The organism is Longimicrobium terrae (genome assembly GCF_014202995.1).
In the GTDB taxonomy this organism is placed as follows: domain Bacteria; phylum Gemmatimonadota; class Gemmatimonadetes; order Longimicrobiales; family Longimicrobiaceae; genus Longimicrobium; species Longimicrobium terrae.
In genome coordinates, this window is record NZ_JACHIA010000005.1 from 353,611 (window position 1) to 376,769 (window position 23,159).

Consider the following 23,159-nt stretch of genomic DNA (forward strand, 5'->3'; position numbering starts at 1 on the left):
TGGCGGTTCAGGCGGGCTCGGAAGCGGCCAGGCGTGCCTCAAGCTCTTTGTTCAACGCGTCCAGTCCCTGGCGCGTCAGCATCTTCGCCACCTGGTCCAGCAGCCGCTGTCCCACGCCCGCAACCTTGCCGCCGACCGCCAGGTCCGCGTGGTAGCGCATGCGCGTCCCCTCATCCACCTCATCCAGGTTCACCGTGGCGCTGCCGCGGGTAAAGCCCAGCGCGCCCTTGCTTTCCACGTTCATCACGTAGCTCTGCGGGTGCACCACGTCGGAGAGCTTGACGTTGAGCGACCACTCCGCCGCGGTCACCGGCCCCACGCCGATGCGGATGACGCCCTTGTAGGCGCCGTCCTCCGTCAGGGTGAGCTGGCGGGCGCCGGGCATGGCCTTGGCCAGCACCTCGGGGTCCTGCAGCAGCCCCCACACGGTTTCGCGCGGGCCGGAAAAGGTGTGCTCGCCGTCGACGATCATGGACCGGTGGGGCTGGGAGGAAAAAACACGAATCCGCCGTGACGGCCGGGGCGGAAAAGGAGAGAAACGCGGCGTGGATCAGCAGCGGCGGCTTAAGTACGTTCCGGCGAAAGCCGCCGGATCAGCGGTGTTGTCGCGAGCGGATGGTCTGTTCCATCGGACAATCCGTGATCAATCCGCGGCGATGGCCGACTCGTCGGCGATTACGGGGCGCGCGGCGGCGGGGCCGGCGGCCTGCAGCAGCTCGAACAGGCGGCTGGGGCTCAGCGGGATTTCGCGGATTTCCAGCGCCAGGTGCGGCAGCGCGTCCTCGATGGCCTGCGCGAACGCGGCGCCGGTGGGAATGCACCCGGCCTCGCCCACGCCCTTCAATCCCAAAGGGTTGAGCGGCGCGGCGGTTTCGCGGTGCGCCATCTCCACCCGCGGCACGTCCAGCGCGGTCGGCAGCAGGTAATCCGCGAACGATGCGTTCAGAAGCTGCCCGCCCTCGTCGTAGATCAGCTGCTCGTAAAAGGCGTTGCCGATGCCGTGCGCCACGCCGCCCTGCACCTGCCCGGCGACGATGACGGGGTTGATCAGCTTGCCGCAGTCGTGCACCACGATGTAGCGGTCGATGCGGACGATGGCGGTTTCCGGATCGACCTCCACCACCATCGCGTGCACGCCGCTGGCCGTGCTGCCGTGGTCCGGGCCGAAGTACGCCGTCGCTTCCAGCCCGGGCTCCGTCCCGGGGATCACCGCGCCGCGCAGCGGGTTGGCGTGCCCCGCCAGCTGCCCGAAGCCGATGGCGCGCGACGGATCCGCCGTGACCCGCACCGTCCCGTGATGCAGCTCCACCTCGTCCACGGTGGAACCCAGCACGCGCGCGCCCACCTCCAGCACCTTGCGCCGGACGATGGTCGCCGACTCGTGGCACGCGCTTCCCGCCACCACCGCGCCGCGGCTGGCGAACGTCCCCGTCCCCCAGCCGAACTCGCGCGTGTCGCCGGTGACCACGTTCACGTCGCCCACGTTCACGTCCAGCACCTCGGCCACGATCTGCGCGAACGCCGTGTAGTGCCCCTGCCCCTGCGTCCCCAATCCCGTCGCCACGCGCACGCGGCCGCTGGGCTCGATGGTGACGCGCGCGCCCTCGTACGGCCCGATCCCCGTTCCCTCGACGTAGCTTACGATCCCCATCCCGATGAACCGCCCCTCCGCGCGCGCCGCTTCCTGCTCGGCGCGAAAGGTGTGGCGGCCCACGATGTCCAGCGCGGCTTCCAGCGCCGGGGCGTAGTTGCCGCTGTCGTAGTAGAGGGGCGCGAAGTCCTGAAACAGGATCTGGAACGTGTGCGGAAACACGTCGCTGCGCAGGTAGTTGCGGCGGCGGATCTCCTGCGGGCTGAGGCCGAGTTCGCGCGCGGCGATGTCCAGCAGCCGCTCCATCACAAACACGCCGTGCTGCCGCCCCGCGCCGCGCACCGGCGTCACCGTCGTCCGGTTCGTAAATACCGCGCGGAATTCGCTGTGGTAGGCGGGAACGTCGTACGGGCCCAGCAGCGTGCACTGGCTGTTGATGGGAACGGTCAATCCGTACGGATCGTACGCGCCGGTGTCATGCCAGAAGAAGTCGCGGATGCCCAGGATCCTGCCGTCGCGGCTGAGGGCCATCTCCGCGTGGTGGATCTGCGAGCGCTCCTGCGTGGTGGCAAAGAAGTTCTCCTGCCGGTCTTCCACCCACTTCACCGGCCGGCCCAGGCGGATGGCGGCCCAGGGGACGAGCACTTCTTCGGGATAGAACATCATGATCTTGGGCCCGAAGCCGCCGCCCACGAATGGCGCCACCACGCGCACCTGCGATTCCAGCAGCCCCAGCATCCGCGCCAGTCCGTTGCGGATGGGGATGGGCGCCTGCGTCGTATCCCAGACGGTCAGTTCCTCCGCGCGCACGTCCCACCGGGCCACGACGGCGCGGTTCTCCATGGCCGCCGCCGCGCCGCGGTCGTAGTGAAAGCGGCGGTTGATGACGAGTTCGGCGCCCTCGATCGCCTTGTCGTAATCCCCGTGCTTCTGCACCACGTGCGCGGCCAGATTGGTGCCCAGCTGCGGATGCAGGACGGGCGCATCCGGGAGCAGCGCGGCCTCCAGATCGACGGCCACCTCCAGCGGCTCCGCGTCCACGATGACGTCCGCCGCCGCGTCTTCGGCGATGTAGCGGCTTTCGGCGAGGACCATTGCGATGGCCTCGCCCACGTGGCGCAGGCGGTCCTTGGCCAGCGGCACCTGTGACGCCTGGTTGAAGATCAATCCTTCCACCGGCGGCGGGGGAACGAGCAGCGGCCCGGGCTGCCAGTAATCCCCCAGCATCTCGGCGGTGATGACGGCCACCACGCCGGGCCGCTCCAGCGCGGCGGAGGTGTCCACGCCGTGCAGGATGGCGTGTGCGTAGTCGCTGCGCACGAACGCGACGTGCAGCATCCCCTCGAGATGCACGTCATCCACGAAAAGCGCGTTTCCCGTCAGCAGCCGGTGATCTTCGTTGCGCGGCGGCGACTGGCCCACGTGGCCGCGGTTCATCCCGCGCTCCCGGCGGCGGCGCGTTCGGCGGCGAGCTGAACGGCCTCGACGATGTTCTGGTAGCCGGTGCAGCGGCACAGGTTTCCGGACAGCGCCTCGCGGATGGTGTGCTCGTCGGGCGAGGGCTCGTCGCGGAGGAAGGGGATCATCGACATCAGAATGCCCGGCGTGCAGAAGCCGCACTGCAGCCCGTGCGCGTCGCGAAACGCCTGCTGCAGCGGGTGCAGCGTGCCGTCCTTGGCGGCGAGCCCTTCCACCGTGCCCACTTCGGCGCCGTCGGCCTGCACGGCCAGGACCAGGCACGAGCGCACGGATTCGCCGTCCACCATGACGGTGCACGCTCCGCAGACGCCGTGTTCGCAGCCCACGTGCGTGCCCGTAAGGCGCAGGTCGTGGCGCAGAAAGTCGCTCAGCAGCAGGCGCGGCTCCACCGCGCGCTGGTACGGAACGCCGTTGACGGAGAGGGAAATCTCCACCGGTTGCTGCATGGGCGTGCGCCGGGGATGGAAGGAATCCGCGCGGGTCCGGGGCGGGAGGGGAGAGCCGCCGGGCGTGGCAGGAGCAGCCGCGTGGGAGGGAACAGATACGGAGCAGGCCGCCCCGTGGCAAGTGTAACGGGTGTTTACGGCCGCCCGTTGTGCGGCGCCCCTGCTCGAGCACGAAAGTTCGCGTCGATACCCCCGCGTACCTCCGCGACCCCCCGCGTCCTCGCGTCCTCCGCGTGAGGGCAGTTTGCGGAGGCTGGGCGGTGGATGAACCGCTGGGGCGACTGAAGTCGCGGCAACAACGGCGCAAAGTCCGCCTGCGCGGACTGCGGTGGCGGCTCTGGTGTGGTCCGGCCGGGATCGGCGCGCCGCCGTCACCAACAGACGGACGCCGCGCAGCCGCCATCCAGGAGCGAATGAATTCGCCGCTGGAACAGCACGAAGTCCGCCTTCGCGGACTGTGGCCGCCAGTCTCACGCGGTGCGGGCCGGCGCTGCGCTCGGGATGACAAAACGTACCTCGTTCATCACGAGACAGCCTCGCTCTCAAACAGGCGAGCAAAGAACAGCGGTGCGCGGAGGACGCGGGGCGCCTACGTTGTTCATCCGCCTCGCGGTCCCTTCCTCCTCCTCTTCCCGCCGCTCCCATGACTGAAAACGCATCCCCCCCGATCGTCCAGCGCGCGGCCGGGTTCGCGGACCGCATCGCCGTTGTGGCGGAAAACGGCACGCTCACCTACGCGGACCTGCTGGACGCATCCGCCCGCGTAGCGGCCGCGCTGCTGGACGGCCGGCCCTCGCTGGACGGCGCGCGCGTCGCGTTTCTGACGCCTCCGGGATGGGAGTACGTGGCGGTGCAGTGGGGCGTGTGGCGGGCCGGGGGCGTGGCCGTGCCGCTCGCCGTCTCGCATCCCGAGGTGGAACTGGAGTACGTGGTGCGCGACGCGGACGCGGAAGCCGTCATCGTCCATGCGGAGTTCTCGGATGTGCTGCGGCCCGTGGCGGAGCGCGCGGAACGGCGCTTTCTGTCGGTCGAGGACGCGCTCGCCGCCGCGCCGGTGCCCATGCCTGACGTGGCGGCAGACGGTGCGGCGATGATCATCTACACCAGCGGCACCACCGGCCGTCCCAAGGGCGTGGTGAGCACGCACGCCAACCTGCGCGCGCAGGTGACCACGCTGGTGGATGCGTGGGGATGGACGGCGGACGACCGCACGCTGCTCATCCTTCCGCTGCACCACGTGCACGGCATCGTAAACGTGCTGTGCTGCGCGATGTGGGCCGGTGCGGTGTGCGAAGTCCTCCCCCGCTTCGACGCCGACGAGACCTGGCGCACCATCGAGAGCGGCCGGCTGACGCTGCTCATGGCCGTGCCCACCGTCTACCGGCGCCTGATCACCGCCTTTGACGCCGCGGATGAGCAGCGGCGCGAGCGGATGGCGGCCGGGTGCCGCGGCATGCGGCTGATGGTGTCGGGGAGCGCCGCGTTGCCGGTGCAGATGCTGGAGCGGTGGCGGGAGATCAGCGGCCACACGCTGCTGGAGCGCTACGGGATGACGGAGATCGGGATGGCGCTCAGCAACCCGCTGCACGGCGAGCGGCGCCCCGGCTCCGTCGGCGTGCCGCTCCCGTCCGTCGATACGCGCGTGGTGGACGACGAGGGCGTTCCGGTGGATGCGGGGACGCCGGGCGACCTGGAGATCCGCGGGCCCAGCGTGTTCGGCGAGTACTGGCGCCGGCCGGAAGCCACGGCCGAGGCGTTTCGCGACGGATGGTTCCGCAGCGGCGACGTGGCGGTGGTGGAGGACGGCTACTACCGCCTGCTGGGCCGCCGCAGCGTGGACATCATCAAGACGGGCGGATTCAAGGTGTCCGCGCTGGAGATCGAGGAGGTGCTGCGCGAGCACCCGTCCATCGGCGAGTGCGCGGTGGTGGGGATGGAGGACGAGGAGTGGGGCGAGCGCGTCTGCGTGGCGGTCGAGGCGGCCGGCGCGGAGGGCGTGCCTCCGCTCGCCGAGTTGCAGGCGTGGGCGCGGCAGCGGCTTGCGCCCTACAAGCTCCCCCGCGACCTGCGCGTGGTGGACGCCCTTCCGCGCAACGCCATGGGCAAGGTGATGAAACCCGAGGTAGCCAAGTTCTTTGCCCAGCGCTGACGGGAAAAATCCGTCTTGTAAATCAGCCGACGCACCGTTAGCTTTGGTGCACGTCATCCCCGGATGTGTTCGCGAAAGCGTTCCTCCGGCCCCCCTCGGTCCGCGGGCCGGGGGGTTTTTTTGTCCCCAGGTTTCGGGTATGACAAAAAAAGTTTCTTTCCTGGTGGACGGTTTCAACGTCTACCACTCGCTCTCCGAGCTTCAGCGCAGGAATGTGCCCCATGTAAAGTGGCTTGACCTGCGCACGTTGTGTCAGGGCTACCTGCAGGCGGTTCGCAACGAACTGGGCGAGAGAGTTGAGTTGGCCAACGTGTACTATTTCTCCGCGCTTGCGGAGCACTTGACCGCTCGGAAGCCGGACGTAGTCGCACGACACAGGGCGTACATCAAAGCCTTGGAGTCGTCTGGTGTGAGAGTTCAGCTCTCGCAATTCAAGAAGAAAGACGTCCGGTGCCCTGTCTGCGGAGAAACGTTCGCCCGGTTTGAGGAGAAGGAAACCGACGTGGCGATCGGCCTGAAGCTGGTTGAGGTTCTGGCAACAAATGAATGCCAGACGGTCGTGCTTGTAACCGGAGACACAGACATGATGCCGGCGATTTCAACGGCTCGTCGCCTGTTTCGCCAGTGTCCCATCGGCGTCGCCTTCCCGTTTCTCAGACATAACCGGGCGCTCGCCGAACGTGCGGATTACAGCTTCAAGATCGATCAGCGTGCCATCACAAAGGCGCAGTTCCCGGAGCGGGTGGCTCTCACGGATGGTGCGATGATCGTGCGTCCCGCCGGTTGGTAATCATCCTGATTGGTGCGTTCTCACGCGTTCGCGGCCCAATGAGTCTGGTGCCGCGCGACGTATCCTGAGCGAATGAATCCGCCGCTCAAACCGCGGGAACCCCTGACCCGGCGCTATTCGCGCGCCGTTCAGGGCTTCAACTGCGTCCCGTCCGCGCCGAACCCGAATCCGCACCGCGGTTGAAGCCCCGCACCGGACGCGCCAGCGGCCGGTGTCGGGGCTTTGCGCTGTTCGAGCGGCGGATTCATCCGCTCACGAGCGCGGCGTCGGTTCCCTTTCCCCGTCATCCGCTCAACGGACTCACCCGCCGGCCAGATTCTCAGGGTTCAGGCGCCGCCACTCACGATCCGGCTCCCGTCGCCACACTCGCGTTTGACGCGCGGGTGGCGAACCCTCGCGCCTGCATCCACCAGACGAACGCATCCATCCAGTGATCGCTGCTGGTGCCCTGCCGCTTCCTCCCGAACCCGTGCCCGCCGCCGCTGAACACGTGCACCTCCGGCCTGTGACCGGCGGTGCGCAGCGCATCGTGAAAGCGCTGGATGGGGGCGAGCGCCACCGCGTCGTCCTGCGTCCAGGCCATGAACATGGGCGGCAGCCGCGCGGGAATGGCCGGCATGTCGCCGAACGGCGCGCCGTAGATCATCACCGCAAAGCTGGGGCGCGCGGCCGAATCCGCCTGCAGCAGCGCCGCGCTGGTCACCATCGCCCCCGCTGAAAATCCCACCATCCCCACGCGCTCCGGCCGAACGCCCCACTCCGCCGCCCGCGCGCGCACCACCCGCAGCGCCTGGATTCCGTCCGCGATGCCGTACTGGCCCACGGAATCCATGTTCATCCCCGGCGGAATCCCCTCGAAGTTCTTTTCGATCGTGCGGTACTTGAGCACGAACGCGGCGATCCCCCGCTCCTGCAGTGCGCGCGCGACGCTGTAGCCTTCGAGTTCGATCGCCTGCGCCACGAACGCGCCCCCGGACGCGATGATGACGCCCGTTCCCGTCGCCCTGGCCGGATCGGGAACAAAGGCCGTCAGCGTGGGCGTCGATACGTCGAACACGACGGTCCCCAGCGGCGTGTCTTCGATGACGCGCTCCCGGTGCGTCCAGTGCGCGGTGCCCGGCGGCGTGCCCGGCCACACGTTCACCACCTGCTGCGCAGGCGCCGGCGCAGCCATCGACAGGACCAGCGCGAATGCGGCGGGTACGCAGAGCTTGATCGATCGCATCATTGTCTCTGGATGAACGTGGAGATGAACCGGTCTGTAACTTCGAGCGCGGGCGTTGGGGACGACGAGAGTTCGCCGGATCACGGATGACGGTCTCGCCGGCAGAGGATGATGATCGTGCTCCCGCCGGGTGAGCCGCCGGCGACCGTTATCCGCCCGGCAGAAAGCGCGAGCGGGCCATCAGCAGCGCCGTTTCCGCGGCGGCCACGTCCGGCTGGTCGCGCGACACCGCCTCCGCCGCGTCGTGCAGCGTATCGCGTGCCTGTTCCAGGATGGGGCGGGGGATGCCGTCCTCGATGCGGCCCGTGCGCCACGTTTCGCCCTGAAGCGCCTCGCGTGCATCGTTGATGCGGCCGTCGCGCAGGTCCATCAGCACGCGGTCGATCCACGCGATCAGGCTGGCGGTGGCCTGCGATCCGGTAAAGGTGGTGTGGGGATCGGCGGCTTCGTTGCTCATCGTCCCTCATCCGTGTGCGCGGTGGATCGGTCCGAAGGCAGCCCGATGGGACGCAGCCGTTGCACCAGTGATGCCGCGGCCAGCGCCCGCTCCTCCCCGCGCGGCGGCGCCACGATCTGCAGTCCCACCGGCATCCCCTCCGCATCCAGCCCGGCGGGGACGGACGCGACGGGGAGCCCCGTGAGGCTCAGCACGAACGTGGGCGCGAGCCAGTCCACGTACGTCGCCATCTCTTTTCCGTCTACCGTGGCGGGATAGTTCTCCTCCACCACGAACGGAGGGACGGCCATCGTGGGCGTCAGCAGCAGGTCGTATCGCGAAAAGAAGTCGCGGAACTGCTCCCAGATGCGCCGCCGCGCGGCCTCGCCCGCGGCCAGATCCTGCACGCGGGTGGCGAGTCCGGCGCGCACGTTGTTGGCCACGTTGGGCCCGAAGCCGTCCAGCTTGTCGAGATGGGGATACAGCTGCGAAACGAACCAGTGTCCGCGCAGCGCCAGAAACGCCGGCCGCCCGTAAGACAGGTCCAGATCGATCTCCTCCACGTGCGCGCCCGCCTGCGCCAGCGCGAACGCGCCCTCGCGGCAGACGCGCTCCACCCCCGCGTCGATGCCGATTCCCGCGATGTCGCGGCAGTAGGCGACGCGCAGCCCGCGCGCATCCGCGTCGCGCACGGCGGCGGCAAAGTCCCTTTCCGCCATCGGCTGCGCGAGCGGGGCGCGGTCCGTCGCTCCGGCCACCGCTTGAAGGCCGCGCGCCACGTCGCCCGCGCCGCGGCCCATCACCCCCGTCACCTGCAGCGTGTCCCACAGATAGTCCTGGGGCAGCGTGGGGACGAGGCCCACGGACGGGCGCAGCCCCACGATGCCGCAGAACGACGCGGGAATGCGCAGCGAACCGCCCAGGTCCGTCCCCTGCGCCAGGCCGAACATCCCCGCGGCCAGCCCCGCCGCGCCGCCGCCGGTGGAGCCGCCCGCGCTGCGCGCCGGGTTCCACGGATTGCGCGTGCGGCCAAAGACGGGGTTGAAGGTGTTGCCGCCCGCCGCGAACTCCGGCGTGTTGGTCTTGCCCAGGATGATGGCGCCCGCCGCGCGCAGCCGCTGCACCACCCACGCGTCGTGCTCCGGGACGTGATCGGCGAACAGCGGCGATCCGTACGTCGTGCGCACGCCCGCGACCTCGGTGACGTCCTTGATGCCGACCGTCACCCCCGCCAGCGGCCCCACGTCCTCGCCGCGCGCGATCCGCGAAGCCAGCGCCTCCGCCTCTTCGCGCGCCCTGGGATTGAGCGTGACGACGGCGTTCAGTTCAGGGTTGAAGCGGTCCACGCGCGCCATGCACGCCTCCAGCACGTCCATGGGCGATACCTCGCGGGCCCGCACGCGCCGGACGGTTTCTTCTACGGATAGCAGGGCGAGCGATTCGTCGGGCATGGGCGGGCGGGGAGGCGGGGGACGCGCGGGGAGGGCGGAGGGAAGGGAGCCCGCGGGAATGAGTAGCGCGCGGGCGGCGTGGTGTCCACTAGGGGGTTCGGTGGATGGGGGACGCGGCGGGGTTCGCGGGCGGCCCCCACCCGGGCCGGCACCACCGGCCCACCCTCCCCAGCGAGAGCGGATGAATCCGCCGCTCAAACAGCGGGAACCCCCGACACCGGCCGCTGGCGCGTCCGGTTCGGGGCTTCAACCGCGGTTGGGGGCCCCGACCGAGCCGCGGTCCCAGTCCGCGGAGGCGGACATCGTGTGTTTCGAGGCGCGGTTTCAACCGCCGGACCGGGGTTGCCGCCGCGAGCCGAACCCGATCCCACGCCGATCCTGGGGTGTGCTCCCTCTCCCACATCCGTTCGTGGGAGAGGGTCGTCGTGCGCAGCACGCGGGGTGAGGGCCCCAGCCGGCGGCCGCACGATCCTTTGCTCCTCGCTCCGTCCTTCTCCCGCCGCACTCACGCACTCACGCACTCACGCACCCAGCACTCACGCACTTCCCCATCTGACCCGCGCGCGAACCGCTCCACAGCGTTATCATTGCCCGCCAGCGTACACTTTCCCCAACCGCACCGCCCGGAGCCCACGGAATGATCGTCAAGCGCTTCTACGACGAAAAGCTCGCGCAGGCCAGCTACCTCATCGGCTGCGCGGCCACCGGCGACGCGCTGGTGGTGGACGCCAACCGCGACACGGAGCAGTACGTCCGCGCCGCCGAAGCGGAAAAGCTGCGGGTGACCGCCGTCACGGAATCGCACATTCACGCCGATTACCTTTCCGGCAGCCGCGAACTGGCCGCCCGCACCGGCGCCACGCTGTACCTGTCCGGCGAGGGCGGCGACGACTGGAGCTACGCCTTTGCCGACAGCGACGGCGCCACGCTGGTGCACGACGGCGACCGCTTCTCCGTCGGCAACATCCGCATCGAGGTGCGGCACACGCCGGGCCACACGCCCGAGCACCTCACCTTTCTGGTCACGGACACGGCCGGTGCGGACCGGCCCATCGCGGCGGTGACGGGCGACTTCATCTTCGTGGGCGACGTGGGCCGGCCAGACCTGCTGGAGCGCGCGGCCGGGCTGCACGGCACCATGGAAGCCGGTGCGCGTACCCTCTTCTCCAGCCTGCGCCGCTTCAAGAGCGAGCAGCCGGACTGGCTGCAGATCTGGCCCGGCCACGGCGCCGGCTCCGCCTGCGGCAAGGGGATGAGCGCCATTCCGCACAGCACGCTGGGCTACGAAAAGCTCTTCAACTGGGCGCTGTCCACGGAAGACGAGGGCGAGTTCGTGCGCACGGTGCTGGCCGGGCAGCCGGAGCCGCCCCGCTACTTCGCGGACATGAAGCGGCTGAACCGCGAGGGCCCGCCGGCGCTGGGCGGCTTCCGCGTTCCGCCGCGGCTGTTGGGCTCGCAGTTCGCCGAGGCGCTGGAGGCGGGCGCCACCGTCGTGGATCTGCGCTCGACGGACGCGTTCGGCGCCGGCCACGTGCCGGGAACCATCAACATCCCGCTCAACAAGTCGTTCCCCACCTGGGCCGGGGCGCTGGTCCCGTTCGGCCAGCCGTTCTACCTGCTGGGCGGCGACGAGGCGGCCGCCGCGCAGGCCGCCCGCGACCTGGCCATGATCGGGCTGGACGACGCGGCGGGTTGGTGGGGCAATGACGCGGTAGATGCGTGGCCGGGCGAGCTGGAGCGCGTTCCGCAGATGAACGCCGCCGAGGTGCGCGCGCGGATGGACGCGGGCGAGGTGGCGGTGGTGGACGTGCGCGGGCGCTCGGAGTGGGACGCTGGCCATCTGCCGGACGTGCCCAACCTGCCGCTGGCGTACCTGGCGGACCGCGTCGGCGAGATCCCGGCGGGGCGCACGGTGGTGCTGCAGTGCCAGGGCGGCGCGCGCTCCGCCATCGCCGCCAGCGTGCTGCAGGCGCACGGCATCAAGGACGTCATCAACCTGACCGGCGGATACCAGGCCTGGGCCGCCGCCGGCCATCCCACGGAAAAAGACGCCCCCGCGCTCGCCAGCGCCTGAGGTCTGCTTCCGTATGATCCCTACGCAGGCGTCTGCAGTTCTCTGCGCCTCTGCTGCTCTGCGTGAGGCTTTCTGTTCCATGGCGAAACGCAGAAGAGGCCTCCAATGCGGAGGCCTCTTCTGAGATGTCGATCAATGGCGCCGGGGGCGGGTCAGCCGCCGCGGCGCAGCGGCATGGGCGTGCTGCTGGGCTGAGGCGCCAACGCGCGCTGGGCCACGCTCTCGCCGCTGTCGCCCGCCATGAACCGCCGCACGCCCATCCACGCGCGCACCAGCGAGTTGGCGGGCCGGTCCAGGCTGCTTTCCACGATCTGCCCCTGCCCGCTGCTGGCGTGCACGTAGCGCCCGTTGCCCACGTACACCCCCACGTGCGTCACGCGGCCGCCGCGCCCAAAGGTGAGGATGTCGCCGGGGCGCAGCATGCTGCGGTCGCGCGGCACCTCGCGGCCCACCTGCGCCTGCGCGGCGGCGGTGCGCGGCAGGTTCACATCGAACGCGCGCATCAGGTACTGCGTAAAGCCGCTGCAGTCAAAGCCGCGCGGCGAAGTTCCTCCAAACACGTACCGGCGGCCAAGCTGCTGGCGGGCCATGCTCACCACGGAATCGCGGCGTGCCTCAATGCTGAAGCGGGGACCCGCGGACGGGGCCCGGCGGGGACCTTCCTGTGCCGCCGCGATGGCGGGAACAGTGAGAACGGCGAGCATGAGCGCGCGCAGCGCGAGTCCGCGTGACTGCATCAGGTTCTGAAGAGCGGGTTAAACGGATCGGTGCCAGGGATCCGGACGACCGGGTGGCATCCCCAGAACGCGAGGACGACCGCGGCGGCACCGAGACGAAACGACACTGTGAGTTGCTGCTGTTGAGCGGAGAGCAAGCTAGGCCGGGCCCGCCGGAGCCCGCAACACCTTCGGAAACCGGCCGTCCCTAACCGATTGCAATCAAACGTGTTCGGATTTTGTCTTCGGTGCTGACGATTGCGGTCTGATGGACAGGAACAGGGGCCCGGCGCCATTATGATGTGCTACCTGTCCTCTCGCGTGGACAGGCACTTTCCCTCCGCGATGAATCGACACGATGCCCATCCTCGCGCGCCCGCTCGCGGCGCTCCTCCTCGCCCTTCTGGCGGCCTGCACTCCGGCGTTCGCGCAGGGCGGCGCCTCGCTCCGGCCGGTGACGCCGGCGAGCGACACGGCCGGTCTGCGCCGCCAGTTGGAGCGGCTGATGACGGGATACGAGGGCGTCGCCGGCGTCAGCGTTCGCAACCTGGCCACGGGCGAATCGCTCTCCATCCGCGGCGGGGAAAAGTTTCCCAGCGCGTCGCTCATCAAGGTCGCCATCCTGGTTACGGCGCTGGACGAGGTGCGGCGGGGCAGCCTGCGGATGGATGATCCCATCAGCATGATCGCGCGCGACCAGGTGGGCGGCTCCGGCGTGCTGCAGTACATGCACTCGGGGATGGAGATGACGGTGCAGGACGCGGCGGCGCTGATGATCACCCTTTCCGACAACACCGCCACCAACCTGCTCCTCGACAAGCTGAACATCCGCACGGTGTGGGCGAAGATGGATTCGCTGGGGCTGCCCGCCACGCGCGTGCATTCCAAGACCTTCATCCGCGCCACCAGCGTGGCCATGGACAGCAGCGTAAAATACGGCCTGGGCGTGACGACGCCGGACGAGACGCTGGAACTGTTCGCCCGGCTGCATGCGGGAACGGCGGTGAATCCGGCGATGGATTCGGTGGCGCTCAGCCTGCTGCGCGCCAACCAGGACTTCACCAAGCTGGTGCGCTGGCTTCCGGAATCCGTCATCGTGGCGCACAAGACGGGCGAGGTAGACCAGTCGCGCAACGACTGCGGCATCATCCAGGGTCCGCAGGCGCCCGTGGCGGTGTGCGTGATGACGCGGGAGAATCGCGACACCTCGTACGCGGTCGACAACCCCGCGAATCTGCTGATCGCGCGGATCGGTGCCGCGGTGTACCGCCACTACAACCCCGCCGGCCCGCCCACGACCGAGCCGGGCGCCGGGCGATAAAGGATGGGGATTGCCGGGCGGGGCGGGGGCGACTGAAGTCGCGGCAACAACAGCGCAAAGTCCGCCTTCGCGGACTGGGGCCGATGCTTTGATGTGAGAGGCCTGACAACATGCGGCCGCCGTTCCAGGAGCGAATGAATTCGCCGCTGGAACAGCACGAAGTCCGCCTTCGCGGACTGCAGGGGCGGGCACTGGTGTGGGTCGCGGTGCTGGCTCGGGGGAAAGTAGATCCTTCGTCGGCGCCAGAGTTCGGTCTGGCGGAAAGTACCTGAGGCGCCTCGTCAGGATGACATTGGTGGGCCAGCGGGGCGAGATTTGGGAAGACTCGTGGTGTGCCGCATCTGGCTCCCAATCCCAAGCCATGTCATCCTGAGTGAGCGTGCACCGGGCTTGCCGCCCGCAGCGGCTCATGCGCGAGCGAAGGATCTACCATCCGCCGGGCCAACTCTCACCCTCGGACCCGCGTCCGTCCGCGGCACGTTCGCCCGTCCTCATCCCGCCGCACGCAGAAAAGCCGCGCTCCGGAACCCCGGCGCGCGGCTTTCGTCATCCATCATCCCCATCAGTTCCCCCGCGCACCTCCGCTCCCCCCGCGTCCTCCGCGTGAAACGGTGTTTGCCAGACCGCCCGCCGCGTGCGGGAACCGGCGGGCTACTCCCCGTCGCTGGGTTCGTCCGGATCGGGCCGGGCGGCTTCGCGCAGGCGCTGCAGCCACGCGGGGGCGACGGTGCCGTTCTGCACGTGCACGCGCTCCAGCAGCCCCAGCACGTCGGCGGCGGCATCGTCGCGCACGGCGGGGTCCACGGCGGAAAGCAGAATGCCCAGCGCCGACGCATACGCCTGGTCAGGATACGCGCGCCCCGCGCCCACCTCGCCCACGAACCACTCCGCCAGCTTGCGCCGCACGCGCGGGTGCGGCGTGGCGCCGGTGAGAAAGTTGTGAAGCGTGCTGGGCCCGAGCCCGATTTCGCCAGCCAGCACTCGGATGGAGCTCTGCTCCACGCGGTCCAGCGCCAGTTCGCGAAGCGCTTCCAGCGGGACCTCTCTGGGGTTGATCATCCTTGATCCGCCATGAGGTACTTGTCCGAAAGATACAGGACGGATTAGATTGGCCTCTTCGTCCGAAATATCCATTCTGACCATCTCGACCGATTCGTCCACTTCGCACTTACGGTAAACCTTCGGAGCCCGCCCGGCAAGGGTTCCGGTGCGCGAGCGGACGAGCACCAGGGAGCAAGGATGCCTTCACCCGACCGGATCGCCGCCTGGCTGGCCCGCGCCGTCCGCGTGCGCACCTTTCTGCAGTTCGGTGCCCTCGCGCTGGTACTTCTCTTTGCCGTCGTCATGAAGGGAATGGGGCTGCCGGGCCCCGTGGCGGCGGGGATCGCCGTGGGCGCGCTTGCGTGGTTCGCGGTGGTGACGGTGCTGGCCTTTGTGCACGCGCGCGGGGCCGCGAATCCGCCGGACGATGTCCGACCCAGAGAGTGATCTGCACGCACCCGGAAGCCGTCACCGGTGTGGCGGATCTGATCCAGATGTTTGCCGCACCTTGCGACGACACCCGTTCTGCCAGCAGATTGGGCGACTTTGCCAATCACCCGAGCACTGATCGGACAGCTTCCGGATGAGCAGGACCTCCAGCCGTCGCGCCATCGGGCCAACCACGCCCAGCGTCACCCCCGTCTTTCCGCTGCTGCTCCTGGAAACCATGCGCGACATGGACCGCCCGGAGGAGGTGCTGGAGGGCGAGGACCTGACGGCGAGCATGCCCCGGCGGCTGGGGCTGAGCGACGTGGTGTACCTGCAGATTCACAAGTTTCGCGAAGAAACCAAGAAGAAGAGCCTGCAGAGCAGCGCCACCGTCGAAGACCTGATGCGGCTGGTGATCCGCCGTCCGGACTGCGACGAGATCTTTGAAGAGGCGGGCCGGCGCATGGCCAAGCGCGCGTGGGATGAGCGCAGCAACGCGTCGCGCCGGGCCGTGCGGCTGCTTCCCGCGGGAATGCGCATGCGGGCCGCGGCGCGCGCCACCCGCCGGCTGATGGGGCAGCTGGCCGGGCTGGGGTCGCTGGATGTGCAGGCGCGCCCGTTCCAGGTGCGGCTGCGCGATTCGCTCACCAGCCGCGCTGATCCGGGCGGCGCGGCGTGCGCGTTCTACACGGGCGTGGTGGCGGAACTCATCACGCGCTACATGGGCCGCAAGCACAACGCCGTGCACTCCCGCTGTGCCGCCCGCGGCGCGGAGACCTGCGAGTGGAGCGTACTCGTCGTCAGCTGAAGCCTCTTTCGGGATTGGATGACAGAAACGCCGCCTTTCCGGGCGGCGTTTCGCGTTTTCCAACTCGCATTGTCATTGAACGAAAGATCGCGCTATTCCTTTCGATGTCACCCATCCGCCGCGCCCGCGGGGTACTGCTCGCGGGCAGCCTGTGTAAACGGCCATCACGCGGAGGGCGCGGGGGATCGCGGAGGTACGCGGGGGAACGGATGGGGTGGGCCCGGCGCACATCTACGCCCGATACACGAAAGCCGGCGTCCGTGCAGAGACGGGCGCCGGCTTTCGTGTTGATGAGAATCATCCGTCTGACAGATCAGTCGTCCGGGTCGATCCCGCAGACCTCGTCCAGTTCCTCCACACCCGCCTCGCGGAACAGCTTGCGGCGGATGCGGCGGTCGAAGAGGGCCCACTTCAGCGCCTGCTGCTCCGGATCGTCCTCGTCGCCCTTCAAAAAGCCGATGTCGATCTCAAAACCGCCCGCCCGGCTGCGGCCTCCGCCATACGGCCGCCCGCGCAGGTCCTCGCCCAGAGCGTGCTTCAGGAACTGGTCCACGTGCATCGTGGGCCGCGTCGTGCGCAGGCTTCCCGTAATGACCTCGCGCCCGTGGTCGTCGCCCAGCATGCCGAAGACGATGCTGGTGTGGACGTTCTCTTCGGTGAGCAGAAAGTCCGCCGCCACCGGGATGGAGTCGCGCTCCGCCCACCGCACGAATCCCACGCCGGAGACGGAAAATCCGTTGCGCACCACGCGGTCGTGCAGCGCGCGCTCGATCACCTTGAGCGTGCCGCGCGACTTCTGCACGCACAGCACGCGTTCCAGCAGGTCCGGGTCAATGTGGCGCGCCAGGTACGCCGCGGCGCGGTACTCCGGCGCCCGCGCCCGCACGAAGCCGTCCGTTTCGCTGTGCAGCCCGTGCATCAGCGCCGTCGCCAGGCGGCTGTGCGATTCGTTGCCCACCTCCAGCGTGAGCAGCGCTCCGCTGGCCAGGTACTCCGCCAGGATGGTGGCCGCCGCGCCCAGCGGCCGCACGTCGCTGAAGACGGGGTCCAGCACGTCGTCCGGATCGTGGTGGTCCACCACGGCCAGGGTGGGCACGCCAGCCGCCTTCAGCCGGTCCGTCAGGTGCGTGGTGGCGCCCTGGTTGTCCACGAAGATCGCCGCGGCGAACGCGGACAGGTCCATGTCCGGCGTAAACTGGCGCACCGGCACGCCCAGCAGGTTCACCAGCGCGCGGTTTTCCGGATGGCTGATCAGCCCGTCGTACACCAGCTCGGCGTCGATGTCGTAGCCGCGCGCGATCTCGCGGTACGCAAGCCCGCACGAGATGGCGTCCGGATCGGGAAAGTCCTGCAGCGCGACGATGTGGCGCTCGCCGCGGCGGGCATCCAGCAGGCGCGCCAGTTCCGCCGCGCGGCCGCTGCTGGTTTCCTGCGACGGGGCGGGCGGTTCCGGCGCCATGGCCACGCCACGGGGCGCGCCGTGCACGGACTCGGAATCCTGCGACATGGGCATTGATGATGTTCGGGTCGGATCAACCGGACGGGCGGGCAACCGCCAGCCGTGTGCCAGCGGGCGTACACAGGCGGCGCCAAGGTAACGCGCGGCGCCCCGCCGCGCCTCCTCAGACGCGCGTCGTGACTGGCTCGTGCGGTTCGGGCGTACCCCATGCACCACGAGCGCGCAGGACGCGAGCAAACGATCGTGCCGCGACAACCGGAGGCCAGAACAGCCTGAGCCTGTCCCCGCGCAGAAGCTGGAGAAAGAAACCGAAGCCGGCCACGCGCTGAGGTCTCCCCCTCGCCCGCTTGCGGGAGAGGGGAGGGTGAGGGCTGCCCGCCGCCGCGCCGGCCTCTCCGAAGCGAACCGAACCGCCGTTCTCCCTCCAGCCCCGTCTCAGACGCGCGGGCGGCCGAATCGTCATCCGTCCCGGTCGGCCGGGGGCCCGGCCCGCGGGTACCGGACGCACGACGCCCCCGGACCCATGCGGGCCCGGGGGCGTCATCCATCCCGGACGCTTCAGGCGCCGATACGCGCGACGTTGGCGGCGGCGGGGCCCTTTTCACCGGACACCAGATCGTACTCCACCTGATCGCCCTCGGCGAGCGTGCGGAAGCCGTTGCCCGAAATCGCCGAGTAGTGGACGAAGCAGTCCTTTTCCCCGGACGTCGGCGTGATGAATCCGAAGCCCTTGGCCTCGTTGAACCACTTGACCGTTCCTGCCTGGCGCATTGCTCTAAGCTCCAACCAAAGGGTGCTCCCGGCCAGCCTGGCCAGCCGGGTGTCGCGTGGGTGATGGCCCCCCACGCAGGGCGTGGATCAGGAAACGATCACGCGCGGGCGGCGCCGCGTCGGGCGCGCCCTGCTCGATGGTTCTTGTGGATGACGCGGATGTACGGACGGCAAAATGGGCCTGCGGAGTGTCGCGGTGCCGCGCGCGGGCGGCGATACTGCGGGATTGCATTTCGGGGACAGAAGCTAATCGCCTTCGCGAAAGCCGTCAAGAACCGTCGTAATGTGGATTTGGGATACGGCGGACGGGGCTCCGCGCCCGCCGCTCTTCCGCCTCACGGACAAAGCGGGTACCTTTCACCGCTCCGTACGCGACGTAACGCTTCGCGTCAGCGGTAGCGCGCGGCCAGGCGCTCGGGGTCCGCGCCCAGCGCGTACTCCATCCGCAGCCGCCACATGAGCAGAATGGTGCGCCACACGCCGCGCTGCTCCCACCGGCGGCTGGAGGTGGTAACCGCGGCGCGCAGGCAGAGCGGGCGCCCCCTCCGCCGCAGCGTGGTGCTGAGCGCCACGTCTTCCATCAGCGGAATGGGGGGAAAGCCGCCCGCGCGCTCCCACCAGTCGCGGCGGACAAAGATCGCTTGGTCGCCCGTGGCGATCCCCGTGGCGCGCGAGCGCAGGCTGATCATTCGCTCCACCACGCGCAGCATGGGCGCGCCGCCGGTCAATCGCACGTCGAACCGGCCCCATCCCGCGCCGCCGGCCGCCAGCCCGTCCAGCACCAGCCGGTCCGCATCCGGGGGAAGCCGCGTGTCCGCGTGCAGAAAGAGGAGCACGTCCCCGTCCGCCGCGGCGGCGCCGGCGTTCTGCTGCAGGGCCCGCCCGCGCGGCGCATCGACGATCGCGTCGGCGAGCGGCCGCGCGAGTTCTACGGTCGCGTCCGCGCTGCCGCCGTCCGCCACGATCACCTGATGGCCACGGGCGCGCAGCGGGGCCAGCGCCGCCAGCGTGTCCGCGATCCCCTCCGCTTCGTTCAGCGCGGGGATGATGATGGAGATGCGGGGCGGGGCGGTCACGGTCCGGACCCGGGCCCGGAGTGAAACCGCGGGACGGATCTCCCGTACTGAGCGTCGTTCAGACGGCGGTCTTCAACCATTCCGGGGGATCCTGCGATGTCGGACCTGATTGGCCACTGCCCCAACTGCCAGACCTCCATCCGCAGCGACCACCCGTACGCCTGGTGCAGCAAGTGCGGCGCCCCGCTCCCGGCGGAGCTCAAGGCCGGCCTGAACCTGCCGGCCACGGCCAAGCCGGTGGAGCGGAAGATCACGGGGCCACAGGTGGGCTTCCGGGTCTTCAGCAGCGGAATGCTCTCGTGGGAGGAACTGTTCGCCGACGCGGCCCGGTTCGCCAGCAGCGTGGGGCGGGACCAGTTGATCAACATCAGTCATTCGGAAGACGACAACGAGGGTGTGGTCACGGTGTGGTACTGGAGGTAGCCGCGTCCCCGATCTGGAAGCGGAAGCTCACCTCGGATGGTGGGCCGCCCGCCACGGTACGCTCGACGAAGTGCACCTCGCCCTCACGGCTGATGGTGAGCAGCGTGGAGGCCCGGGTTCCGTACTCGTCCGAGGCGATGAAGGGGGACGAAAGCACGCGCTCCCGCACCGCGCCCACGCCGGTGTCGGGAAGGTCGTGGTCCGCGGCGGCCACGCGGTCTGTCAGCATGGACCACAGTCCCGCGTTCCACTCCCGGTCATCCGCCGCTTCCAGCGCGGACCGCATGGCGTCGCGGGCGCGGACCACCTTGGGCCAGGGCGTGTCCAGTGTGGCGTTGCTCAGTCCGTACACGCCGGGGGCGAGCTGGACTGCATCCGCCGCGCGGTTGGTGACGTACCACATGGATTCGCCGTCTGCCACCAGCAGGTTGAACCCGGCATGGTCCCTGCCCCGCACCGCCACCTCGCGCGCGTACGCCTCCGCGCTCGCGGAGCCGCGCAGAAAGCCGGAGACCAGTTCTCCGCGCGACGGGGTTCCGGGCGGCACGGCGGTCATGTCGCGGACGTTGGTGATGGCGGCGAAGCGGCCGCCGCGGGTAATGCCCATCCACGTTCCGCCGCCGCGCAGATCGCGCCCGGCCAGCAGCCCGGGCGCGTCGTCCCACCACCCGGCCGGGGCGGTGGGGCGGGCGTAGAACTCGTCGCGGTTGGCGGCCACGATCAGCCGGTACCGCGGGTGCGCCTCGTGGGCGAGTACGATCAGGCACATGCGCCGCTGAAGATTGGGAAACCGCGCGAACGCGCGCGCGGGATCGGAGTAGTAGAGGAGGCACCCGTCCGGGGGCTCCTTCCCAACACCGCAGTACAACCACAAGCCGAGCCATGCTGCACTACCGCAAGCACTTCCTTTCGCCCGGGCACGAGTGGGTCGTGTTCGTGCACGGGGCGGGCGGCAGCTCGTCCATCTGGTACCGCCAGGTGCGGGAGTTCCGCAAGAACTTCAACGTTCTGCTGATCGACCTGCGCGGCCACGGCGACAGCCAGCCGCCGCTCCTGGTGCCGTTTGAGGGCGAGTACAGCTTCGACGTCCTCACCGGCGAAATCCTGGAGGCGATGGACGACGCGGGCGTGTACGCCGCGCACTTCGTGGGCATCTCGCTGGGGTGCATTCTCATCCGCATCCTGGGCGAGCAGGTCCCGGACCGCGTAAAGAGCATGATCCTGGGCGGCGCCGTGGTGCGGCTGAACCTGCGCTCGCGCTTCCTCGTGGCCGTCGGGAACCTGGTGAAGCGGTTCATCCCCTTCATGTGGCTGTACAAGCTGTTCGCGTGGATCATCATGCCCCGCGAGCGGCACCGCGAGAGCCGCACCCTTTTCGTGTCGCAGGCGCGCAAGCTGTGCCAGAAGGAGTTCATCCGCTGGTTCAAGCTCACCTACGGCGTGAGCCCGCTGCTGCGCCTGTTCGAGGAAAAGGAACTGCCCATCCCCACGCTGTACATGATGGGCGAGGAGGATTACATGTTCCTTCCCCCCGTGTCGCAGATGGCGCGGCGGCACACGCGGTACACGCGGCTGGAGGTGATTCCGGAGTCCGGGCACGTGGTGAACGTGGACCGTCCGGAACTGTTCAACCGGCTTAGCATCGGCTTCATTCACGGACTTTCCCCCTCGGCCGCCTGAACGGTCTGATGACGAGGATTTCCCTTCGCGCCGCGGTCCCCTGGGCCGCGGCGCTTCTGCTGGGCGCCGCGTGCGGCCGCGACCGCCCCGAAGGCACGTCGGGGCACACGTCGCTGGTGGCGGCGGGCGACATCAGCAGCTGCTACTGGCGCGGCGACGAGGCCACGGCGCGGCTCATCGACGACATCCCCGGCGTGGTGGCGCCGCTGGGCGACGTGGTGTACCAGAGCGGCACGGAGAGCCAGTTCCGCGACTGCTACCATCCCACTTGGGGCCGCCATCGCGATCGCAGCCGGCCGGCGATCGGCAACCACGAGTGGCGGACGGAGAAGGGGGCGCCCTACTTCGCCTACTTCGGCGAGCGCGCGGGGCCGGCGGGAAAGGGATGGTACAGCTACGAGTTGGATGGATGGCACGTGATCGTGCTCAACAGCATGCTGCCGGTGGTGGAGGGGTCTGAGCAGATGGATTGGCTGCGCGACGACCTGCGGGCGCACCCCACGCGGTGCGCGCTGGCGTACTTTCACCACCCGGCGTTCAGTTCCGGCGACCACGGCGGATCCAGCAAGATGCACGAGGCGTGGCGGGTGATGCAGGACGCCGGGGTGGATGTGATTCTGAGCGGGCACGACCACCATTACGAGCGGTTCGCGCCGCAGACCGCCGATGCGCGGCGCGACGACCGGCGCGGGATCCGGCAGTTCGTGGTGGGGACGGGCGGGGCGCCGTCGTACCGGGTACCGCCGGAGCGGCAGCCCAACAGCGAGGTGTTCGGCAACGATGTGCGCGGGGTGCTGCGGATGGATCTGCAGAGCGATGCGTACGCGTGGGAGTTCGTCCCCATCGTAGGGCGCACCTTCCGCGACAGCGGCCGCGCGGCCTGCCACTGAGCCGCACGCTCCACGGCGGCCCCCACCCGGGCCGGCACCATCGGCCCCCCCTCCCAAAAACGACTGGGGCGGGCGGAAAGCGCGGCGCGGGCCGGCGGATGCCCGGCGTACCGATAACGAACGGCCCGCCTTCCGTGGACGGAAGGCGGGCCGTGTCGCATGCCGTCCTGCGAAGGTCAGCGCGGCAGAACGGTGACGGCTGCGCCCTCGCCCGCGACGGGAGCCGCGCGGTACGCGACATATTGCACGATGCCGATATCCGGCCCGCCCGCAAGAACGACAAACCAGTCGTTTCCGCCGTGAAAGGAAGAAATCAGATTTTCGGGGTCGAAATTCAACTCCGCGAGCGTGGTCGCAAAACGTCCGTTCCGGCTCATGTACAATGCCTGCGCGTTGAATAGCGCCTCCACCTTGGCGGTGGTGCGGTCGAAGAGCGCCTGCTCCCGTTCGCCACGTTCGCGGGGATGCATGAGCGTGCGCTCGGACCTGATCTGCGCGGATGCGCCGGCGGGGTGCGCGCAGAGCGCAGCGAGGGCCAGCGCGCCGGCCGCGGCAAGAGACGTAATTCGCATGAAGGTGGCGGGTTCAAGGATCAAGGATATGGACAGCGGAGATGGCCAAGATCGCTCGTTTTCAGCCGTTCCGCAAGCATGACGTTGCGTGCTGCCGGACCGGGGAATTCACCGCCCGAATCACCCGTACCCCCGACACGCCGCCCACATCCCCGCTTTAACCCGTGGTCAGCACCCCCCCCATGACGCCGGGTTTTCACCCGCGCCGGCCTGGGGTGTGCTCCCTCTCCCACATCTGTTCGTGGGAGTATTCTCCACCGTCTGCGCCGACCCATGGCGCATGAAACGGGAGCGCAGCATTTATAGATGCGGTGTGCCGGTGCGGAGGTCGT

General features: G+C 69.3%; 22 protein-coding genes. 9 read left to right on the plus strand and 13 right to left on the minus strand.

The window, feature by feature from the left end:
- Window positions 1-7 precede the first annotated feature (7 nt).
- From HNQ61_RS11655 to HNQ61_RS11665, 3 genes are all read right to left on the minus strand, one after another.
- Window positions 8-472 carry an SRPBCC family protein gene (locus HNQ61_RS11655; protein ID WP_170034684.1) on the minus strand — a complete coding sequence of 155 codons (465 nt, stop codon included), beginning with the start codon at window positions 470-472 and terminating at the stop codon, window positions 8-10.
- 171 nt (window positions 473-643) lie between these two features.
- Entirely contained in the window at window positions 644-3,028 is a 2,385-nt protein-coding gene (locus tag HNQ61_RS11660; protein ID WP_170034685.1) for a xanthine dehydrogenase family protein molybdopterin-binding subunit, read from the minus strand.
- Window positions 3,025-3,516: a (2Fe-2S)-binding protein gene (locus HNQ61_RS11665; protein ID WP_170034686.1), complete on the minus strand. Its 492-nt coding sequence runs from the start codon at window positions 3,514-3,516 to the stop codon at window positions 3,025-3,027. The genes HNQ61_RS11660 and HNQ61_RS11665 overlap by 4 nt, the downstream gene beginning before the upstream one ends.
- Window positions 3,517-4,159: 643 nt before the next feature.
- On the opposite strand from HNQ61_RS11665, the gene HNQ61_RS11670 reads away from it, so the two are divergent.
- Window positions 4,160-5,665, plus strand: a complete 1,506-nt coding sequence (locus HNQ61_RS11670; RefSeq protein ID WP_170034687.1) for an acyl-CoA synthetase — start codon at window positions 4,160-4,162, stop codon at window positions 5,663-5,665.
- Between the two features lie 139 nt (window positions 5,666-5,804).
- Entirely contained in the window at window positions 5,805-6,455 is a 651-nt protein-coding gene (locus HNQ61_RS11675) for an NYN domain-containing protein (RefSeq protein WP_170034688.1), read from the plus strand.
- Between the two features lie 340 nt (window positions 6,456-6,795).
- On the opposite strand, the gene HNQ61_RS11680 is transcribed toward HNQ61_RS11675, so the two are convergent.
- The 3 genes from HNQ61_RS11680 to HNQ61_RS11690 form a co-directional block, all read right to left on the minus strand.
- Window positions 6,796-7,680 (minus strand): alpha/beta hydrolase, encoded by an 885-nt coding sequence (locus HNQ61_RS11680; RefSeq protein ID WP_170034689.1) that lies wholly within the window; start codon window positions 7,678-7,680, stop codon window positions 6,796-6,798.
- 148 nt (window positions 7,681-7,828) lie between these two features.
- Window positions 7,829-8,137 (minus strand): hypothetical protein, encoded by a 309-nt coding sequence (locus HNQ61_RS11685; RefSeq protein WP_170034690.1) that lies wholly within the window; start codon window positions 8,135-8,137, stop codon window positions 7,829-7,831.
- The gene (locus HNQ61_RS11690) at window positions 8,134-9,567 is read right to left on the minus strand and encodes an amidase (protein ID WP_170034691.1); all 1,434 of its coding nucleotides are present in this window, start codon (window positions 9,565-9,567) and stop codon (window positions 8,134-8,136) included. Before HNQ61_RS11690 ends, HNQ61_RS11685 begins: the two co-directional genes overlap by 4 nt.
- 637 nt (window positions 9,568-10,204) lie before the next feature.
- On the opposite strand from HNQ61_RS11690, the gene HNQ61_RS11695 reads away from it, so the two are divergent.
- Window positions 10,205-11,641, plus strand: coding sequence for an MBL fold metallo-hydrolase (locus HNQ61_RS11695; protein WP_170034692.1), 1,437 nt, complete (start codon window positions 10,205-10,207; stop codon window positions 11,639-11,641).
- Window positions 11,642-11,793: 152 nt separating this feature from the next.
- Here HNQ61_RS11695 and HNQ61_RS11700 read toward each other — a convergent pair whose 3' ends face one another.
- Window positions 11,794-12,378, minus strand: a complete 585-nt coding sequence (locus tag HNQ61_RS11700) for a C40 family peptidase (protein ID WP_170034693.1) — start codon at window positions 12,376-12,378, stop codon at window positions 11,794-11,796.
- A 337-nt stretch (window positions 12,379-12,715) separates the two neighbouring features.
- Here HNQ61_RS11700 and HNQ61_RS11705 point away from each other — a divergent pair, with 337 nt between their 5' ends.
- Window positions 12,716-13,678 carry a serine hydrolase gene (locus HNQ61_RS11705; protein ID WP_170034694.1) on the plus strand — a complete coding sequence of 321 codons (963 nt, stop codon included), beginning with the start codon at window positions 12,716-12,718 and terminating at the stop codon, window positions 13,676-13,678.
- A gap of 651 nt (window positions 13,679-14,329) precedes the next feature.
- Here HNQ61_RS11705 and HNQ61_RS11710 read toward each other — a convergent pair.
- Complete coding sequence (locus tag HNQ61_RS11710) at window positions 14,330-14,737, minus strand: hypothetical protein (RefSeq protein WP_170034695.1); 408 nt, start codon at window positions 14,735-14,737, stop codon at window positions 14,330-14,332.
- Between the two features lie 180 nt (window positions 14,738-14,917).
- Between HNQ61_RS11710 and HNQ61_RS11715 the strand changes: the two genes are divergently transcribed.
- Window positions 14,918-15,166 (plus strand): hypothetical protein, encoded by a 249-nt coding sequence (locus HNQ61_RS11715; protein ID WP_170034696.1) that lies wholly within the window; start codon window positions 14,918-14,920, stop codon window positions 15,164-15,166.
- Window positions 15,167-15,302: 136 nt separating this feature from the next.
- Window positions 15,303-15,956 (plus strand): 4-vinyl reductase, encoded by a 654-nt coding sequence (locus tag HNQ61_RS11720; RefSeq protein ID WP_170034697.1) that lies wholly within the window; start codon window positions 15,303-15,305, stop codon window positions 15,954-15,956.
- A gap of 313 nt (window positions 15,957-16,269) precedes the next feature.
- Here HNQ61_RS11720 and HNQ61_RS11725 read toward each other — a convergent pair whose 3' ends face one another.
- The 3 genes from HNQ61_RS11725 to HNQ61_RS11735 all read right to left on the minus strand — a co-directional run bounded on the left by HNQ61_RS11725 (window position 16,270) and on the right by HNQ61_RS11735 (window position 19,262).
- Window positions 16,270-17,463, minus strand: a complete 1,194-nt coding sequence (locus HNQ61_RS11725; RefSeq protein ID WP_170034698.1) for a DHH family phosphoesterase — start codon at window positions 17,461-17,463, stop codon at window positions 16,270-16,272.
- Between the two features lie 510 nt (window positions 17,464-17,973).
- Window positions 17,974-18,186, minus strand: a complete 213-nt coding sequence (locus HNQ61_RS11730; RefSeq protein WP_170034699.1) for a cold shock domain-containing protein — start codon at window positions 18,184-18,186, stop codon at window positions 17,974-17,976.
- Between the two features lie 389 nt (window positions 18,187-18,575).
- Window positions 18,576-19,262: a TIGR04283 family arsenosugar biosynthesis glycosyltransferase gene (locus HNQ61_RS11735; protein WP_170034700.1), complete on the minus strand. Its 687-nt coding sequence runs from the start codon at window positions 19,260-19,262 to the stop codon at window positions 18,576-18,578.
- 96 nt (window positions 19,263-19,358) lie between these two features.
- Between HNQ61_RS11735 and HNQ61_RS11740 the strand changes: the two genes are divergently transcribed.
- Window positions 19,359-19,685: a zinc ribbon domain-containing protein gene (locus HNQ61_RS11740; protein ID WP_170034701.1), complete on the plus strand. Its 327-nt coding sequence runs from the start codon at window positions 19,359-19,361 to the stop codon at window positions 19,683-19,685.
- Here HNQ61_RS11740 and HNQ61_RS11745 read toward each other — a convergent pair.
- Window positions 19,663-20,454, minus strand: coding sequence for an NRDE family protein (locus HNQ61_RS11745; RefSeq protein WP_170034702.1), 792 nt, complete (start codon window positions 20,452-20,454; stop codon window positions 19,663-19,665). The two genes, HNQ61_RS11740 and HNQ61_RS11745, sit on opposite strands and share 23 nt — an antisense overlap.
- Before the next feature lie 113 nt (window positions 20,455-20,567).
- Between HNQ61_RS11745 and HNQ61_RS11750 the strand changes: the two genes are divergently transcribed.
- Together HNQ61_RS11750 and HNQ61_RS11755 are read left to right on the plus strand one after the other, a co-directional pair.
- On the plus strand, window positions 20,568-21,365 hold the full coding sequence (locus tag HNQ61_RS11750; protein ID WP_170034703.1) for an alpha/beta fold hydrolase: 798 nt from the start codon (window positions 20,568-20,570) through the stop codon (window positions 21,363-21,365).
- An 8-nt stretch (window positions 21,366-21,373) separates the two neighbouring features.
- Entirely contained in the window at window positions 21,374-22,255 is an 882-nt protein-coding gene (locus HNQ61_RS11755) for a metallophosphoesterase family protein (protein ID WP_170034704.1), read from the plus strand.
- A 176-nt stretch (window positions 22,256-22,431) separates the two neighbouring features.
- Here HNQ61_RS11755 and HNQ61_RS11760 read toward each other — a convergent pair whose 3' ends face one another.
- Entirely contained in the window at window positions 22,432-22,851 is a 420-nt protein-coding gene (locus HNQ61_RS11760; RefSeq protein ID WP_170034705.1) for a hypothetical protein, read from the minus strand.
- Window positions 22,852-23,159 lie beyond the last annotated feature (308 nt).

Excerpts from the sequence above, each read along its gene's own strand:
- HNQ61_RS11750 (WP_170034703.1), top strand. The coding sequence starts at position 20,568 with ATGCTGCACTACCGCAAGCACTTCCTTTCGCCCGGGCACGAGTGGGTC.
- HNQ61_RS11720 (WP_170034697.1), top strand. The coding sequence starts at position 15,303 with ATGAGCAGGACCTCCAGCCGTCGCGCCATCGGGCCAACCACGCCCAGC.
- HNQ61_RS11745 (WP_170034702.1), bottom strand. The coding sequence starts at position 20,454 with ATGTGCCTGATCGTACTCGCCCACGAGGCGCACCCGCGGTACCGGCTG.
- HNQ61_RS11685 (WP_170034690.1), bottom strand. The coding sequence starts at position 8,137 with ATGAGCAACGAAGCCGCCGATCCCCACACCACCTTTACCGGATCGCAG.
- HNQ61_RS11680 (WP_170034689.1), bottom strand. The coding sequence starts at position 7,680 with ATGCGATCGATCAAGCTCTGCGTACCCGCCGCATTCGCGCTGGTCCTG.
- HNQ61_RS11730 (WP_170034699.1), bottom strand. The coding sequence starts at position 18,186 with ATGCGCCAGGCAGGAACGGTCAAGTGGTTCAACGAGGCCAAGGGCTTC.
- HNQ61_RS11695 (WP_170034692.1), top strand. The coding sequence starts at position 10,205 with ATGATCGTCAAGCGCTTCTACGACGAAAAGCTCGCGCAGGCCAGCTAC.
- HNQ61_RS11660 (WP_170034685.1), bottom strand. The coding sequence starts at position 3,028 with ATGAACCGCGGCCACGTGGGCCAGTCGCCGCCGCGCAACGAAGATCAC.
- HNQ61_RS11675 (WP_170034688.1), top strand. The coding sequence starts at position 5,805 with ATGACAAAAAAAGTTTCTTTCCTGGTGGACGGTTTCAACGTCTACCAC.
- HNQ61_RS11700 (WP_170034693.1), bottom strand. The coding sequence starts at position 12,378 with ATGCAGTCACGCGGACTCGCGCTGCGCGCGCTCATGCTCGCCGTTCTC.
- HNQ61_RS11655 (WP_170034684.1), bottom strand. The coding sequence starts at position 472 with ATGATCGTCGACGGCGAGCACACCTTTTCCGGCCCGCGCGAAACCGTG.
- HNQ61_RS11665 (WP_170034686.1), bottom strand. The coding sequence starts at position 3,516 with ATGCAGCAACCGGTGGAGATTTCCCTCTCCGTCAACGGCGTTCCGTAC.
- HNQ61_RS11710 (WP_170034695.1), bottom strand. The coding sequence starts at position 14,737 with ATGATCAACCCCAGAGAGGTCCCGCTGGAAGCGCTTCGCGAACTGGCG.
- HNQ61_RS11755 (WP_170034704.1), top strand. The coding sequence starts at position 21,374 with ATGACGAGGATTTCCCTTCGCGCCGCGGTCCCCTGGGCCGCGGCGCTT.
- HNQ61_RS11725 (WP_170034698.1), bottom strand. The coding sequence starts at position 17,463 with ATGTCGCAGGATTCCGAGTCCGTGCACGGCGCGCCCCGTGGCGTGGCC.
- HNQ61_RS11690 (WP_170034691.1), bottom strand. The coding sequence starts at position 9,567 with ATGCCCGACGAATCGCTCGCCCTGCTATCCGTAGAAGAAACCGTCCGG.
- HNQ61_RS11715 (WP_170034696.1), top strand. The coding sequence starts at position 14,918 with ATGCCTTCACCCGACCGGATCGCCGCCTGGCTGGCCCGCGCCGTCCGC.
- HNQ61_RS11740 (WP_170034701.1), top strand. The coding sequence starts at position 19,359 with ATGTCGGACCTGATTGGCCACTGCCCCAACTGCCAGACCTCCATCCGC.
- HNQ61_RS11670 (WP_170034687.1), top strand. The coding sequence starts at position 4,160 with ATGACTGAAAACGCATCCCCCCCGATCGTCCAGCGCGCGGCCGGGTTC.
- HNQ61_RS11705 (WP_170034694.1), top strand. The coding sequence starts at position 12,716 with ATGCCCATCCTCGCGCGCCCGCTCGCGGCGCTCCTCCTCGCCCTTCTG.